Source organism: Devosia oryzisoli, from assembly GCF_014837245.1.
Taxonomy (GTDB): domain Bacteria; phylum Pseudomonadota; class Alphaproteobacteria; order Rhizobiales; family Devosiaceae; genus Devosia; species Devosia oryzisoli.
Genome location: NZ_JACYFU010000001.1, coordinates 1,029,436 through 1,043,295, shown reverse-complemented (window position 1 = coordinate 1,043,295; position 13,860 = coordinate 1,029,436). Strand labels below are relative to the sequence as shown.

Genomic DNA, 13,860 nt, shown 5'->3' with positions numbered 1-13,860 from the left:
GGGCCTAAGATAGGCGTCGCCGCCTCCATTGCAAAGGCCCAGACACGAGCATGATGGAAACCGCCCCCTATGCCAGCAAGCCCGGAGATTCCCTCGGGCGGCTTTTCGGCACTGGACCAAGCCCCACGCGCTCCGAGTTCCAGAGGGACCGGGACCGCATCATTCACTCAACGGCCTTCCGCCGACTGCAGCACAAGACGCAAGTATTCCTGTCTCATGAGGGGCGGCATTTCCGAAACCGGCTGACGCACACGCTCGAAGTCAGCCAGATCGCGCGCTCCATCGCCCGGTCGTTGCGTCTCGATGAGGATTTGGCCGAAGCGGTAGCCCTAAGCCACGACCTGGGTCATACGCCTTTTGGTCACGCGGGCGAGCGCGCACTTCACCGCGCCATGGCGCCTTTTGGCGGCTTTGATCACAATGTGCAGGCGTTGCGGGTAGTGACATTGCTTGAAAATCGCTACGCCGAGCACGACGGCCTGAACCTCACTTGGGAGACGCTGGAGGGTATACTCAAGCACAACGGGCCGCTTCTCAGCGCGAGCGGGCAACCGACCGGCCGCTACGCCACAGAGGGTTTGCCCACTGGCCTCGACGCTATTCCGGCCCGCGCCGACCTTCGGCTGTCCAGCTTTGCCAGTCTCGAAGCCCAGGCGGCGGCCGTCGCGGACGACATTGCGTACAATGCGCACGATATCGATGATGCTCTGCGGGCCGGTCTCCTGACGCTGGAGGATTTCCTGGATGTCCCTATGGCCGGACCTATCGTCGCCGAGGTGCTGGAAGGATATCCGGGACTGGCTCCCAAACGTCAGACACACGAGGTCCAGCGGCGCCTGATCACGCGCTCGGTCGAGGATGTGATCGGAACAAGCGAGGCGAACATCGGTAAATCGGGTGTTCAATCGGCTGAAGATGTCCGGCGAGCCGGGCAGCCACTTGTTGGCTTCTCCCCGACGATGGCAGCGGACGAGCAGGGCCTTAAGCGGTTTCTGTTTTCCCGTGTGTACCGCCATCCCGAAGTGATGCAGCCAGTGCGAGAAAGCGAGGCCGTCGTGGAGCAGCTGTTCGCACATTACATGCAGACCGCCGACTTGCCCGGGCGCTGGGGCGAGGCGGCGCGTAACGCGTCCGCAGAGGTGGGACGCGCTCGCGTCGTTGCCGACTTCATCGCCGGCATGACTGATCCTTACGCTCTTGACGAATATCAGCGGCTGTTTGACGCTCGACCCGATTTCCGTTAACCGGACGCCAGCTTTTCCAGCAGGATTGTCATGGATATCTTTGCCCTTTTCACCACACGGGTCACTGAGGCTCTGCGCGCCGAATTTCCGGAACTGGACCCGGATTTGCTGACGCGCGTGGTGGTGGAGCCGCCACGTGACCCGGCCCATGGCGATCTATCGACCAATGCCGCAATGGTGGTTGCCAAGCCGTTGGGGAAAAGCCCACGCGATGTCGCGGCGGTGCTTTCGGCACGGTTCAGGGATGTTCCGGACGTCGAGGCGGTTGAAGTCGCGGGGCCTGGTTTTCTGAACTTCCGGCTCTCGAGCGCGATCTGGCACCAGGTACTCAAAGCCGTCGGCGCACAGGGTTCTGCCTATGGGCGCTCTGACCTTGGCAGGGGCGAGCGGGTGAACGTCGAGTACGTGTCAGCCAACCCGACAGGGCCGATGCATGTGGGACACACCCGCGGCGCCGTCTTCGGCGATGCACTGGCGTCCCTGATGTCGTGGTCCGGATACGATGTGACACGCGAGTACTACATCAACGATGCCGGCGGGCAGATCACGATACTCGCCCAGTCCACCCTTCTGCGGTATCGGGAATCCCTGGGCGAAAGCATTGAGATTCCCGCGGGTCTCTACCCGGGCGATTATCTGGTGCCGGTGGCCGAGGCCCTGAAGGCAGAGTATGGCGACAGCCTTCTGGACAAGCCGGACGATGTAGTGCTGCCGCTGGTGAAGGACCGGGTGCTGGCGGCCATGCTTGAGCTCATCAAGGCCGATCTTGCCAAGCTCAACATACACCATGAGGTCTTTTTCTCGGAGCGCACGCTGCACGGTCCCGGTGGCGACATAGAAGAGACGCTCCAGTGGCTGCGGCAGCAGGGCATGGTCTACGAGGGCCGGTTGGATCCGCCCAAGGGCAAGACCCCGGAAGATTGGGAAGATCGGCAGCAGACCCTGTTCCGCGCCACCGATTATGGCGATGACACCGACCGGGCGCTCGTGAAGTCGGATGGTTCCTACACCTATTTTGCCGCTGATATCGCCTATCACCGCAACAAGTATCTGCGCGGCTTCAAGCACATGGTCAACGTGCTCGGCGCCGATCACTCTGGCTACGTCAAACGCCTGCAAGCCGCGGTCAAGGCGGTTTCGCATGGCGAGGCCGACATCGATGTGCGCATTTGCCAACTCGTCCGCCTCCTTAAGAACGGCGAGCCGTTCAAGATGTCTAAACGGTCGGGGGACTTGGTGACCTTGGCCGATGTGGTGGAAGAAGTGGGCGTGGACGCCACGCGCTTCATGCTTCTGTTCCGGCGCAACGACGCCCCCATGGATTTCGACTTCGCCTTGGTCAAGGAGCAGACGCGGGATAATCCCGTGTTCTATGTCCAATACGCCCATGCGCGTACTCATTCCATTTTCCGCACGGCGCAGCGCGACATGCCAGGGCTCGATGTTACGGTGGCGGCGCTGGCCGGCGCCGACATCGGTCTCCTGCAAAGTGAGGCTGATCTCGAACTCATCCGGCTTCTCGGCTCATGGCCGCGTACGGTTGCTGCGGCAACCGTGGCGCACGAACCGCACCGCGTTGCCTTCTACGTGCACGAGCTGGCGGCGGCGTTCCACGCATTCTGGGCCAAAGGCAAGGATGATACGTCTTTACGGTTTGTTAACGCCGATGACCCGAACCTGACCCTGGCTCGACTCGCTCTTGTTGATGCCGTACGACAAGTCATCGGCAATGGCCTGGGGATCTTGGGCGTGACGGCGCCCGAGGAGCTTTCATAATTCGGGCGCATTGGTGTGAAAATTCGCTGCTGAGTTTTTGTGCAAACTTGCAGTATACTAGGGGCGCTGTCCGATGACGTCAGCGAAACCGCAGCCCATGGCCGGACAATCAGAAGCACCGGACGATCTTATTGCCGAACTCGCCAGGCTCATGGCAGGCGAGGCGCGCGACGAAAAGCCCTCCCGACCCAGCGTTCGCATCCCCGGCCAGGATACGCTGCAGCCAATTTCTGAAGTTCCGGCCCCCACGGTGCGTATCCCGGGTCCCAGTTCCCAGGCTCACGCTGGCGAGACGCGGCCATTCCGGTTCGATTTCGAGCTCGGTTCTGAGCGGCAGGCCGCAAGCGCCGCCTCAGAGCGCGCTCCTACTGAGACACCCACGGAGCCGCCGGCTCAACAGCCTCCTTCCGAAACCGACAGTATCGCCGACTTGATCGCCGCGGAACTGGCCAATAGCAGCGCTTCGTTGGCCCCGTCTGACCCAGAGCAGAATGAGCGCGCAGGGGGCTCCCCTCCGCGCGACGAAGCTCACGGAGAAGATACCTTCGACGAGCCGCCGGTGTTCGAGGCGCCAGAGCCAGAGCCGGTGCTGATCCCAACGCGTGCGGCATTCGAGCCCGTTGTGGCCGCACGGCCCACCGTAGAGCCCATTCGCGCTGAAGAACAACGCGCGCCCACCCCTCCAGAGGGCGGGCAGATACTCCGTCATGAGCCGGCGGTAGAGACGCCTGTTTCGCCGCCGGTCCAGCCGTCGCGGCCGACAGGTGCTAAGAACGCCCTGGACGACATCGAGCGTCTTGTGGGCCCGGCGGTGCGGTTGGAACCGGCACCGACGGCGTCGGTTGAAGCCGTTCCGGTGCAGGCATCGCCAGCGCCCAGTTCGGCTCTCCGCAGCCTCGCGACGCCGACGGCTCCGTCAGAGGAGCCGAGGATTCCACCGCGCTCCGCGCGTCCAGTTTCAGACCGACCTCAGGAAGCCTCTATCGAGGAAGCCATCATTGCTGCTGCAGCGGCCAGCGGGGCGGCGGTCGAATTCGTTGATCCCGATGAAGCCGATATCTATTCGGCGCAGGCGCCGCGCCCGCGCCGAGGCTTCGCCGGCCTTGGTCGCGGATTTGTCGGTCCACTAGTTGCCGTAACGCTTCTTGTCGTCGCTGGCCTTGGCCTCTACTGGGTGCTTGGCAAGAGTGGTGGAGCATCCGGTCCCGCACCGCTGATCGTTGCCAGTACCGAGCCGGTCAAGGACGCCCCAGAGCCGGTTACCGAGGAAGACGCCGCACCGCAGTCGGTCGTGTTCAACGAAATATCGGGCGTGGACACGGGAGCCGAAGAGCAGATCGTTTCGCGCGACCAGGCTGACGAGGCAGATGTCACCCAGACGGCTGCGTTTGATCCGGCTCAGGAGGGCTTGGTCAACCGCAAGGTCCGCACCGTGACCGTGCGTCCTGACGGTACGATCGTCAGCGGTGACGAGGGCCTCGCGGGCAATTCCATGCTGCCGGTCGATCGACCCAACGTGCCCAGCGTGCCCGGCGCCGATTTTACCACTCCGGAGATGGTCGCGAATGCCGATGCGACGGCTGCCGCTCCCGCCGCTGGCGCAACTCCGGCCACCCCCGACGCACCGGCGAATGGCACGGCAACCTCCTCGCTGACTGCCGCTCCGGCCACCGACGCTCAGGCTGCTGCAATGCCGCAGGGCGCACCTGTCGTGCCCGGCAGCACGGTTCCTGCCGTGGACACCACAGGTGCGACCATCGTCGGGCGGACGGCGCCAGTGCCGCTTCAGAAGCCCTCCGACTATGACCAATTGGTTGCAGCGCTCCAGCAGCGTCAGGCGACTGCTCCGCAGCAGACAACGCCAATCGGCCAGGGCACATTGCCTCCGCCGCCTGCGTCTGTCGCCGCTCCGAGCAACGCGCCGGCGACTCAATCCGTCGCCCAGGGCGACAATTCGGCGCCCGCCTACGTCCAGCTTTCTTCGCAACGGTCCGAAGAGGCCGCCCGCGAGTCGGCCGCCAACATTGCGCGCCGCTATGGCGTGCTCTTCGGCGGCCAGAATTTGGAAGTGCAGCGTGTGGATCTGGGCGAGCGCGGCGTATTCTACCGTGTGCGCGTGCCGGCCAGCTCGTTGGAGACGGCCAACAACATCTGCGTCAACGTGAAGGCCGCCGGGGGCGACTGCTTTACCATGTAGCGGCTATCGCAACCGCGGCTTCGCTTGACGCGCTCGTGAGGCGCGCAGAAGGTTGAGCACCGCGCCGGGGTGGATGATGCGCCGATGACCGCGACCGAACAGGATTGGCCGAAGCCGCAAGCCGCTGAACATGAGGAGGTTCTCCTCGTGGACGTGGGCGGTTACGAAGGGCCGCTCGATCTGCTGCTGGATCTGGCGCGGCGGCACAAGGTGGATTTATCCGCAGTCTCGGTTCTGGCCCTTGCCGAGCAATATCTAAAGTTCATCGAAGGCCCGCGGCACAGCCGGATCGAGGTGGCGGCGGACTATCTGGTCATGGCGGCTTGGCTCGCTTACCTCAAGAGCCGCCTGATGGTGCCCGATGCGCAGTCGGACGACGAGCCTAGCGGCGAGGCGCTGGCGGCCATGCTGCAGTTCCGCCTGGCGCGGCTGGAAGCGATGCGTGTAGCGGCCAGGCGACTGACCTCACGGCTCCGCCTTGGAGTGGAAGTGTTCGCGCGCGGCATGCCCGAAGAGGTGAGCGTGGCGCGCCGGCCAATCTGGGAGGCGGGATACTACGATCTCCTCAAGGCCTATTCAGGCGTGCGCGAGCGCGGCATTGCGCTGGATTACACGCCGCGGGTCCGCTCTGTGTGGTCACTTCAGGATGCACGCGAGCTGCTTGAACGGCTGATCGGGGAGAGCGTCGAGTGGACCGCCATTGATGCCTACCTTGTGCAGTACCTGACGATACCGGAAGATCGGTCGAGCGTGCGCGCGTCCACTTTTGCGTCCAGCCTGGAACTGGTGCGACAGGGGAAGATCGACATGCGTCAGGCCGAAACCTTCGGGCCGCTTTTCGTGCGGCGGCGCCGGGACCCTTCCACGTGATAGCGGGGGACGAGGATCCGAATTGCGAGGTTCGGACGCGACAACTGCGAATTCTCGAGGCGATGCTGTTCGCATCCTCCGAACCGCTATCGGCAGCCGATCTGGCTGATGCTGTGGGGCAGGGCGCCGCCCTGCCGCGGCTCCTGGAGGAACTGCAACGCCAGTACGCGTCCAGAGGCGTGAACTTGGTGCGCCGCGGCGACCGCTGGGCATTCCGCACGGCAGATGATCTGGCCTTCATCCTGCGGCGCGAAGAGAGCGAAAGCCGCCCTCTGTCGCGCGCGGCTCTGGAGACCCTGTCCATCATTGCCTACCACCAGCCGGCAACGAGGGCGGAAATCGAGGACGTGCGTGGCGTTGCGACGGGAAAGGGAACGCTCGACATCCTGATGGAAGCAGGTTGGATCCGCATGCGGGGCCGCCGCCGGTCCCCTGGCCGGCCCGTCACGTATGGCACGACGGACGCTTTTCTGGATCATTTCGGGCTGGAGAACCTGGCTGACCTGCCGGGCCTTGAGGACCTGAAGGGATCGGGCCTTCTCTCATCCAACATCCCCGCCTCGCTGCAGATTCCTCTTCCGCTGACGGCGGTGCAACAGCGGGAGGAAGACCCGCTCGATCCGGACGACGATGGTCAAGACAAGGAGTAGCGCGGATTTGCCGCGCCGTTTCAAGGGGCCCACATTGCGTTGGGCAAAAGGAACACGTTCTTGTGTTTGAACGCGATTAAACCTATTTCTCGGACTATGTTCGCGTGTAACGCGTATCGAGAGTTCTAGGGAGACCAATATGCACGCGCCATCCATTTGGGGCATCCTCGTAGTTGCCGTCGTCGTAGTCCTGCTGTTCGGCCGTGGAAAGATTTCCGGCATGATGGGGGAAGTTGCCTCTGGCATCAAAGCCTTCCAGAAGGGCATGCGGGACGATGATCGGCCGAACGACCGGATCCAGACCAATACCACGACGGCCGAGGTCGATGCCCGCGAAGTTGACCGCAGCAAGGACGCCTGATCGTTCTTCTGCCGTACTGATCGACTGGGCGGCTGGGCCGCCTTTCGGAGACTATCCTCATGCTTGGCCTCGGCTGGACGGAGATGCTGGTGATCGGCGTCGTGGCGCTGATTTTCATCGGGCCGAAGGATTTGCCCGTCGTCATGGGCCGCATCGGCAAGGTGCTGGGACAGATCAAGCGCATGGGCAACGAGTTCCAGCGCGAGATCAACCGCACCACCGGCCTCGACGAAGTGCGCAATCTGCGCGAGTCGATCACTTCGCCGCTGCAGAAGACGGCCGAGGAAATCCGGCGCGAATTCAACACCATGACGCCCACAGGCCAGAAGCCAAGCGGCGCGCTGAAACCCGCCGATCCCAAGATCGAAAGCGTGGTTGACGAAATTCGCGACAAGGCCGGCATGACCCCGCCGGCGCCGCTTAAGACCAACGATCAGATTGCCGCGGAGGCCGGCTTCAAGCCGAGCCGTCCGGTGGCCGAGCCGCAGGCTGAACCCATCAAGCAGGGTGCTGCGATCGAAACGGCGCCAGTTGCTCCGCTCACCAAGCCCGCCAGGGCCCGCAAGACGGCCGCGGTGCCCAAGGATGCGCCCTCGGCTCCGGTCAAGGCCGCAAAGCGCCCGAAGATCGCGCCGGACACCGCGGTCGATATCGACGCCGCGGCCAAGCCCGTCCGCAAGCGGACCAGGGCTGCTGCCGTCATCGCCGATGAACCGCCCGTAGCGGCCAAGTCGCGGGCGAGCCGCAAGAAGCCTGCCGACCCCGCCGGGAACCTCTGAACATGGCTGACGTCAAGCAGATCGAAGACAAGACCACGACCGAGCCCGAGGATGAACTGGCGGGCAGCGAGGCGCCTCTGCTCGAACACCTGATCGAGCTGCGCAAGCGGCTGATCAACATCGCCATCGCCATCGTCGTACTGATGGTAGTGTGTTTCCTGTTCGCCGGGCAGATTTTCGACCTGCTGCTCAACCCCTACCGCTCGATCTACACCGATCCGGGCCAGATGGAGTTGATCTATACGGCGCCGCAGGAGTTTTTCTTCACCCAGCTCAACCTGGCGTTCTTCGGCGCCATCTTCCTCGGTTTCCCGTATCTGGCCACGCAGATCTATCTGTTCGTCGCGCCGGGTCTCTACAAGCATGAGCGCAAGGCACTGGTGCCGTATCTTGTGGCCACGCCGATCTTCTTCCTCCTCGGCGCAGCGATGGTTTATTTCGCCGTGCTGCCGATGGCGATGCACTTCTTCGCCGGCATGCAGACCAGCGAGATCAAGCTCTTGGCCAAGGTGTCGGAGTATCTCAGCCTCGCCATGACGCTGATCCTGGCGTTCGGCATCTGCTTCCAGCTGCCGGTCGTGCTGACGCTTCTGGCGCAGATCGACCTGATCGGTTCGAAAACGCTCAAGCATGGCCGGCGCTACGCCATCGTCGGCATTCTGGTGGCTGCCGCGCTGATCACCCCGCCCGATCCGATCTCCCAGATCGGTCTTGCCATGCCCATGTATGCCCTCTACGAACTCTCCATCCTGTCGGTCCGGATGGTTGAACGGCGCCGGGCCAAGGCGGCGGCCGCAGAGGCATCTGCCGAATCCTGACGGGAGTTTCCGCTCTGTCCCTGACGCCATGCCTGGCGCGGGGCAGGGCCGAGTGTGTTTTCACCAAGGGGCGGGCGAGACCCGTTTAGCGCAATGTTCGATATCAAGTGGATCCGAGACAATCCTGCCGCCTTCGACAAGGCCATGGAAAGCCGCGGTTCCTCCCAGCGCGCTGCTGCGCTGCTCGATATCGACGACCGGCGCCGGACCATCATCGTGCGGCTCAATGAGGCGCAGGAGAAGCGCAACGCCCTGTCCAAACAGATCGGCCAGGCCAAGGCCCAGAAGGACGAAGCCAAGGCGCAGGCGCTGATGAGCGAAGTCGCGACCCTGAAGGATTTCATCCCGGCAGGCGAGGCGGATGAACGCGCCGTGGAAAAGGAGCTGCGCGACGCGCTGGCGGCCATTCCCAACATGGCGCTGGACGACGTGCCCTTTGGCGAAGACGAAAGCGACAACGTCGAATATTTCGGCCCCAACGGGACGCCGGAGACGGCGGCGCCGCGGCGGCCGCCCAGGCCAGCCTTCGGCTTTGCGCCGAAAGAGCACTTCGAGATCGGTGTGGCCGAAAAGGACATGGATTTCGAGATCGCAGCCAAGCTATCGGGTAGCCGGTTCGTCGTCCTCAAGGGACAGCTGGCGCGCCTCGAGCGGGCGCTGGGCCAGTTCATGCTGGACCTGCACACTCAGGAGCACGGCTATCTCGAGGTCCGGCCGCCCGTGCTGGTGCGCGACGACGCGCTGTTCGGCACGGGTCAGTTGCCCAAGTTCGAGGACGACCTGTTCTTCACGCCGCATGGCGAGGGTCGCCTGGCGCTGATCCCGACGGCCGAGGTTCCGCTCACCAACCTTGTGCGCGAAACCATTCTCACCGAGGAGGCGCTGCCGCTGCGTTTCACAGCCCTTACGTCCTGCTTCCGCTCCGAAGCCGGGTCGGCAGGGCGGGACACGCGGGGCATGCTGCGCCAGCACCAGTTCGACAAGGTCGAGCTGGTGTCGATCACCACGCCCGAGGAATCGATCAACGAGCATGAGCGCATGCTCGCCTGCGCCGAGACGGTGCTGCAACGCCTGGGCCTGCACTACCGGGTGATGACGCTGTGCACCGGCGACATGGGCTTTGGCGCGCGCAAGACCTACGACATCGAAGTGTGGCTGCCGGGGCAGGACACCTATCGGGAAATTTCCTCGGTTTCGGTGTGCGGCGATTTCCAGGCCCGGCGCATGGAGGCCCGCTATCGCCCAGCCGGCGAGAAGCAGCCGCCGCGCTATGTCCACACGCTCAATGGATCGGGTACGGCCGTGGGTCGGTGCCTCATCGCGGTGCTGGAAAATTACCAGCAGGAAGATGGCTCGGTTCTCGTTCCCGAAGCGCTGCAGCCCTATATGGGCGGGCTCGGTGTGATTGGCGGTCGCTGAAATGGGCCTGCGCATTCTCCTGACCAATGACGATGGAGTGGATGCGCCTGGTCTGGCTGTGCTGAGCGCAATTGCGCGGCAATTGAGCGATGACGTCTGGATTGTGGCGCCGGATGGCAACCAGTCGGGCGCAGGCCACCGGTTCAGCTTTGGGCGCGAGTTGGAAGTCGAGAAGCGCGACGACCGGCACTTTGCCGTGGTGGGCGGGTCGCCCGCTGATTGCGTCGTCACCGGTATGACGCACCTTCTCGGCGATCGGCCGGCCGATCTGGTTCTCTCCGGCGTCAATGCCGGCCAGAACCTGGGTGATATCGTCAATTGCTCCGGCACGGCGGCCGGTGCCAGGGAAGGCGCCCTGCAGGGGGCCATCGGCATCGCCCTCAGCCAGTCCATGGACTACGACGTCTCGCGCGTGGTCGACTGGGCGAACGCCGAGCAGTTCGGGGCCGCTGTCGTGGAAGCCCTGCTGGCAGCACACGCGGCGGACGACGTGTTCTACAACGTTAATTTTCCCTACTGCGCGCCGGAGAACGTTTCGGGGATCGCCGCCGTGGCGCATCAGCGCTTCTCGCGCTCGCCGATCCGCTATTACGCGAGCGACAATCCCGGCCGCTTCTTCATGGCCATTCCGGAGACGCCTGAGCCCCTTGATCCGAAGGCCGATTTTGAAACCCTCCGGCAAGGCAATGCCATCACGGTAACGCCGTTCGCCCTCCAGCAGACGCACGAGACGGCCCTTTCCCGGCTGTCTGCTCTGGCGCTCAAGGGGAGCGGCGCCTCTTAACCTTACCCAATCGAGAATCCTGCAAGCGTGAATTCGCTCAAATCGCATCGGCCTTAAACTCGTCTTTACCTTACCCGCCTAATCTCACCCTCAGTGTTGAGTACCTGCGTACGAGTAAGCCGATGAGTATTCGCGTGTCCCTCCGGGCTCACAAAAGCGCAGTCGCGATGGCCGGTCTTATCGTGGCTGCCGTCGGACTGTCGGGTTGTTCCAGCCTTGGCGGCAGAGCCTTTGGCGACCCCACTACGACGAGTGCCGTCGGTCGATCGTCTCCCGCAACTCTGAACCAGGCCATGCCTGCCAGTCTAGGCGCTCCGCCAACTGTGCAGGTTGCCGAGCAGCAGTTCCTGCCGCCAGCCAATGTCGGCAGCAGTTGGGGTGGCGCTCCTGCGCAATCCATGACCACTGCCCCCACAGCCTGGAGTCAGCCTGGCCCGGGTGTCACCTCGCCGATTGGCATGGGTGCAGGTGCGCCCGCCGTCCAGTCCCAAGACCTTCCTGTATTGAGTTCGTCGTCTTCCATGGGAGCCACGCAGACCATGCCCGCAATGCCCGCACAGCAAACCCTTCCGTCCGCGCCACCTGTCGCTCCAGCGGCGGTGGCGCTCGGCTCCACGCCAGGCAGCTCAGCTCTTCCGAGCAACAGCGCCGTGCCAGTGCAGGCCGCGCCTGCCAATACCAACGGCTACACGCACACTATCGCCAATGGCGAGTCGCTCTACACCATCGCTCGCAAGTACGATGTGACCACACAGGCGATCGTTCTGGCGAATAACCTGGGCTCGCCGGACAAGATCTTCGTGGGCCAGAAGATCGTCATCCCAGGTCGCTCCGACCTGATCAGAACTCCGCAACCGGCAACGCAGGTCGCCAGTGCAACGCCGCAGGCCATGCCTACCCCGGCCGCCAAGCCCGTCGCCACCGATGCCGGCAACGCTCTCACCGCTTCAGTCGCCCCAACGGCTCCAGCTGCGCCGCCAAAGGCTGAACAGGCCGCTCCGGTGCAGCAGGCCAGCGTTCAGCCTGCGGCCGAGCCGGCCATGTCGGGCAGCGACAAATTCCGCTGGCCTGTCAGCGGTCGCGTGATCACCGACTTCACCGCCTCGCGCGGCACCGGCATCAATATCGACGTTCCGGAAGGGTCCTCGGTCAAGGCTGCCGAAAATGGCACGGTGATCTATGTGGGCTCGGGCGTCGAGGGCTACGGCAACCTCATCCTGATCCGCCACCCCAACGGATACGTGTCGGCTTACGCCCACCTCAAGTCGATGAGCGTGGCCAAGGGTGCCGTGGTCAGCCGCGGCGACAGCATCGGTGCCGTGGGCCAGACCGGCTCAGTCACCAAGCCGCAGCTTCACTTCGAACTCCGCAAGGGCGCGACCCCGGTCGATCCGGTGCCGATGCTCGCCAGCTAGAACGTCTCGCCTCCAGAGCGAAGATGGGCCGGCGTGGTGCACCGGCCCTTTTTCTTTGCCCGGCGTCGGCTAGACCGCCTTGCCTTCCTCGCCCGCCAGTGTGCGAACGAGCTGGATGGCCACACGACCGGAGCGGGCCCCACGCGTCGCTGCCCATTCGATGGCGCGGGCCCGTAGGCGGTCGGGGTCGATGGACAGCCCGTAGTAGTCCGCATAGCCGGCCACCATGGCGAGATAGGTATCCTGGTCGGAATGGTGGAAACCCAGCCAGAGCCCGAAGCGGTCGGAGAGGGAGACCTTCTCCTCCACCGCCTCGCCCGGATTGATGGCCGTCGAGCGTTCGTTTTCGATCATGTCGCGCGGCATCAGGTGGCGCCTGTTGGATGTCGCGTAGAACAGCACATTGTCGGGCCGTCCTTCGATGCCGCCATCGAGGATGGTCTTGAGGGACTTGTAGCTCGTCTCGCCGCTATCGAAACTGAGGTCGTCGCAGAAGACGATGAACCGCGCCTGTTCCCGGGAGATGATCCGCATGAGGGCAGGGAGGGTCTCGATGTCCTCGCGCGCGATCTCGATCAGGATCAGCCGCCCGAAGCCCGGCCTGCCGATAATGTTGGCATGGACGGCCTTGACCAGCGAACTCTTGCCCATGCCGCGTGCGCCCCAAAGCAGGGCATTGTTGGCGCCGTGCCCGCGAGCGAACTGCTCGGTGTTGGCCAGGAGGATATCGCGCACCGAATCGATCCCGCGCAGCATCTTGAGCGGCACGCGGCTCACCGTCGGCACGGGCAGCAGGGTCTGGGTTTCGCCCTGCCAGTGAAAGGCATCGGCTGCGTCCAGGGGTGCCCTTTCGCCAGCGTCCTGAGCGGCGCTCATTGCGGCAGCAATTCGCTCCAGAGAGTCGGCAATCCGGGCCAGATAGTCTTTGCTCTTCACCTGCGGTGTCCTTTGTCGTCGGCGCGGCATTCTGTACCCCGATTGGCTTTGCAATCACGAGGGGCCAACTGTATAGTCCGCGCGATTTTGGCCGGGGTGCAAGTGCAACGATCCCCGTTAGCGTCCAGTGTGCCCGAGTGGCGGCTTCCGGCGGCGCGACCTGTTTCCAAGCGACAAGAAGAATCGACAAGGAGTTCACCTGATGTTTGTAACGCCCGCATACGCGCAGTCTTCCGCTGCAGCGCCCGCTCCCGGCGGCTTCGCCGAGATCGCCATGCAGCTGCTGCCGATTGCGCTGCTGGTGCTCATCTTCTGGTTCCTGATCTTCCGTCCGCAGCAGAAGCGCCTCAAGGCGCAGCAGGCCATGCTCTCGTCCATCCGTCGCGGTGACACGATCGTGACGACCGGCGGCATCGTGGGCAAGGTCACCAAGGCCGTCGATGGCGAGGATCTCGAAGTCGAGATTTCGCAGGGCGTGAAGGTGAAGATCGTTCGCGGCATGGTGGCCGACGTGCGCTCCAAGTCCGAACCGGTGAACGACAACAAGCCGGCCTAACCATCTCTGCGCCGGCGCTCGAAAGAGCGCTGGCGCTTTGTTTTTCTGGAATTCG

13 protein-coding genes are annotated in these 13,860 nt (G+C 63.9%); 12 read left to right on the top strand and 1 reads right to left on the bottom strand.

The window, feature by feature from the left end; translation table 11 throughout:
- Nucleotides 1-50: 50 nt before the first annotated feature.
- From IC608_RS05230 to IC608_RS05180, 11 genes are all read left to right on the top strand, one after another.
- Nucleotides 51-1,244, top strand: coding sequence for a deoxyguanosinetriphosphate triphosphohydrolase (locus IC608_RS05230; RefSeq protein ID WP_191773260.1), 1,194 nt, complete (start codon nt 51-53; stop codon nt 1,242-1,244).
- Between the two features lie 30 nt (nt 1,245-1,274).
- Nucleotides 1,275-3,020, top strand: a complete 1,746-nt coding sequence (argS, locus tag IC608_RS05225) for an arginine--tRNA ligase (RefSeq protein WP_191773258.1) — start codon at nt 1,275-1,277, stop codon at nt 3,018-3,020.
- Nucleotides 3,021-3,117: 97 nt separating this feature from the next.
- Nucleotides 3,118-5,217: an SPOR domain-containing protein gene (locus tag IC608_RS05220; protein WP_191773256.1), complete on the top strand. Its 2,100-nt coding sequence runs from the start codon at nt 3,118-3,120 to the stop codon at nt 5,215-5,217.
- A gap of 84 nt (nt 5,218-5,301) precedes the next feature.
- Nucleotides 5,302-6,087, top strand: a complete 786-nt coding sequence (locus IC608_RS05215) for a segregation and condensation protein A (RefSeq protein WP_191773254.1) — start codon at nt 5,302-5,304, stop codon at nt 6,085-6,087.
- Entirely contained in the window at nt 6,084-6,737 is a 654-nt protein-coding gene (scpB, locus tag IC608_RS05210; RefSeq protein WP_345890834.1) for an SMC-Scp complex subunit ScpB, read from the top strand. The genes IC608_RS05215 and scpB overlap by 4 nt, the downstream gene beginning before the upstream one ends.
- Nucleotides 6,738-6,876: 139 nt before the next feature.
- Nucleotides 6,877-7,098 (top strand): twin-arginine translocase TatA/TatE family subunit, encoded by a 222-nt coding sequence (tatA, locus tag IC608_RS05205; RefSeq protein WP_191773250.1) that lies wholly within the window; start codon nt 6,877-6,879, stop codon nt 7,096-7,098.
- Between the two features lie 59 nt (nt 7,099-7,157).
- Complete coding sequence (gene tatB, locus IC608_RS05200) at nt 7,158-7,877, top strand: Sec-independent protein translocase protein TatB (protein WP_191773248.1); 720 nt, start codon at nt 7,158-7,160, stop codon at nt 7,875-7,877.
- A 2-nt stretch (nt 7,878-7,879) separates the two neighbouring features.
- Complete coding sequence (tatC, locus tag IC608_RS05195; protein ID WP_191773246.1) at nt 7,880-8,695, top strand: twin-arginine translocase subunit TatC; 816 nt, start codon at nt 7,880-7,882, stop codon at nt 8,693-8,695.
- A gap of 93 nt (nt 8,696-8,788) precedes the next feature.
- Entirely contained in the window at nt 8,789-10,114 is a 1,326-nt protein-coding gene (gene serS, locus IC608_RS05190) for a serine--tRNA ligase (RefSeq protein WP_191773245.1), read from the top strand.
- Between the two features lies 1 nt (nt 10,115).
- Nucleotides 10,116-10,898 carry a 5'/3'-nucleotidase SurE gene (gene surE / locus IC608_RS05185; protein WP_210316204.1) on the top strand — a complete coding sequence of 261 codons (783 nt, stop codon included), beginning with the start codon at nt 10,116-10,118 and terminating at the stop codon, nt 10,896-10,898.
- A gap of 650 nt (nt 10,899-11,548) precedes the next feature.
- Nucleotides 11,549-12,313 (top strand): peptidoglycan DD-metalloendopeptidase family protein, encoded by a 765-nt coding sequence (locus IC608_RS05180; RefSeq protein WP_191773237.1) that lies wholly within the window; start codon nt 11,549-11,551, stop codon nt 12,311-12,313.
- 69 nt (nt 12,314-12,382) lie between these two features.
- Here the strand turns inward: IC608_RS05180 and IC608_RS05175 are convergent, their stop codons facing one another.
- The gene (locus IC608_RS05175) at nt 12,383-13,279 is read right to left on the bottom strand and encodes an ATP-binding protein (RefSeq protein WP_191773236.1); all 897 of its coding nucleotides are present in this window, start codon (nt 13,277-13,279) and stop codon (nt 12,383-12,385) included.
- A 172-nt stretch (nt 13,280-13,451) separates the two neighbouring features.
- On the opposite strand from IC608_RS05175, the gene yajC reads away from it, so the two are divergent.
- Nucleotides 13,452-13,805 (top strand): preprotein translocase subunit YajC, encoded by a 354-nt coding sequence (gene yajC, locus IC608_RS05170; RefSeq protein ID WP_191773235.1) that lies wholly within the window; start codon nt 13,452-13,454, stop codon nt 13,803-13,805.
- The last annotated feature ends 55 nt before the right edge of the window (nt 13,806-13,860 follow it).

Coding starts and splice junctions, on each gene's coding strand:
- IC608_RS05230 (WP_191773260.1), top strand. CDS start 51: ATGATGGAAACCGCCCCCTATGCCAGCAAGCCCGGAGATTCCCTCGGG.
- argS (WP_191773258.1), top strand. CDS start 1,275: ATGGATATCTTTGCCCTTTTCACCACACGGGTCACTGAGGCTCTGCGC.
- IC608_RS05220 (WP_191773256.1), top strand. CDS start 3,118: ATGGCCGGACAATCAGAAGCACCGGACGATCTTATTGCCGAACTCGCC.
- IC608_RS05215 (WP_191773254.1), top strand. CDS start 5,302: ATGACCGCGACCGAACAGGATTGGCCGAAGCCGCAAGCCGCTGAACAT.
- tatA (WP_191773250.1), top strand. CDS start 6,877: ATGCACGCGCCATCCATTTGGGGCATCCTCGTAGTTGCCGTCGTCGTA.
- tatB (WP_191773248.1), top strand. CDS start 7,158: ATGCTTGGCCTCGGCTGGACGGAGATGCTGGTGATCGGCGTCGTGGCG.
- tatC (WP_191773246.1), top strand. CDS start 7,880: ATGGCTGACGTCAAGCAGATCGAAGACAAGACCACGACCGAGCCCGAG.
- serS (WP_191773245.1), top strand. CDS start 8,789: ATGTTCGATATCAAGTGGATCCGAGACAATCCTGCCGCCTTCGACAAG.
- surE (WP_210316204.1), top strand. CDS start 10,116: ATGGGCCTGCGCATTCTCCTGACCAATGACGATGGAGTGGATGCGCCT.
- IC608_RS05175 (WP_191773236.1), bottom strand. CDS start 13,279: ATGCCGCGCCGACGACAAAGGACACCGCAGGTGAAGAGCAAAGACTAT.
- yajC (WP_191773235.1), top strand. CDS start 13,452: ATGTTTGTAACGCCCGCATACGCGCAGTCTTCCGCTGCAGCGCCCGCT.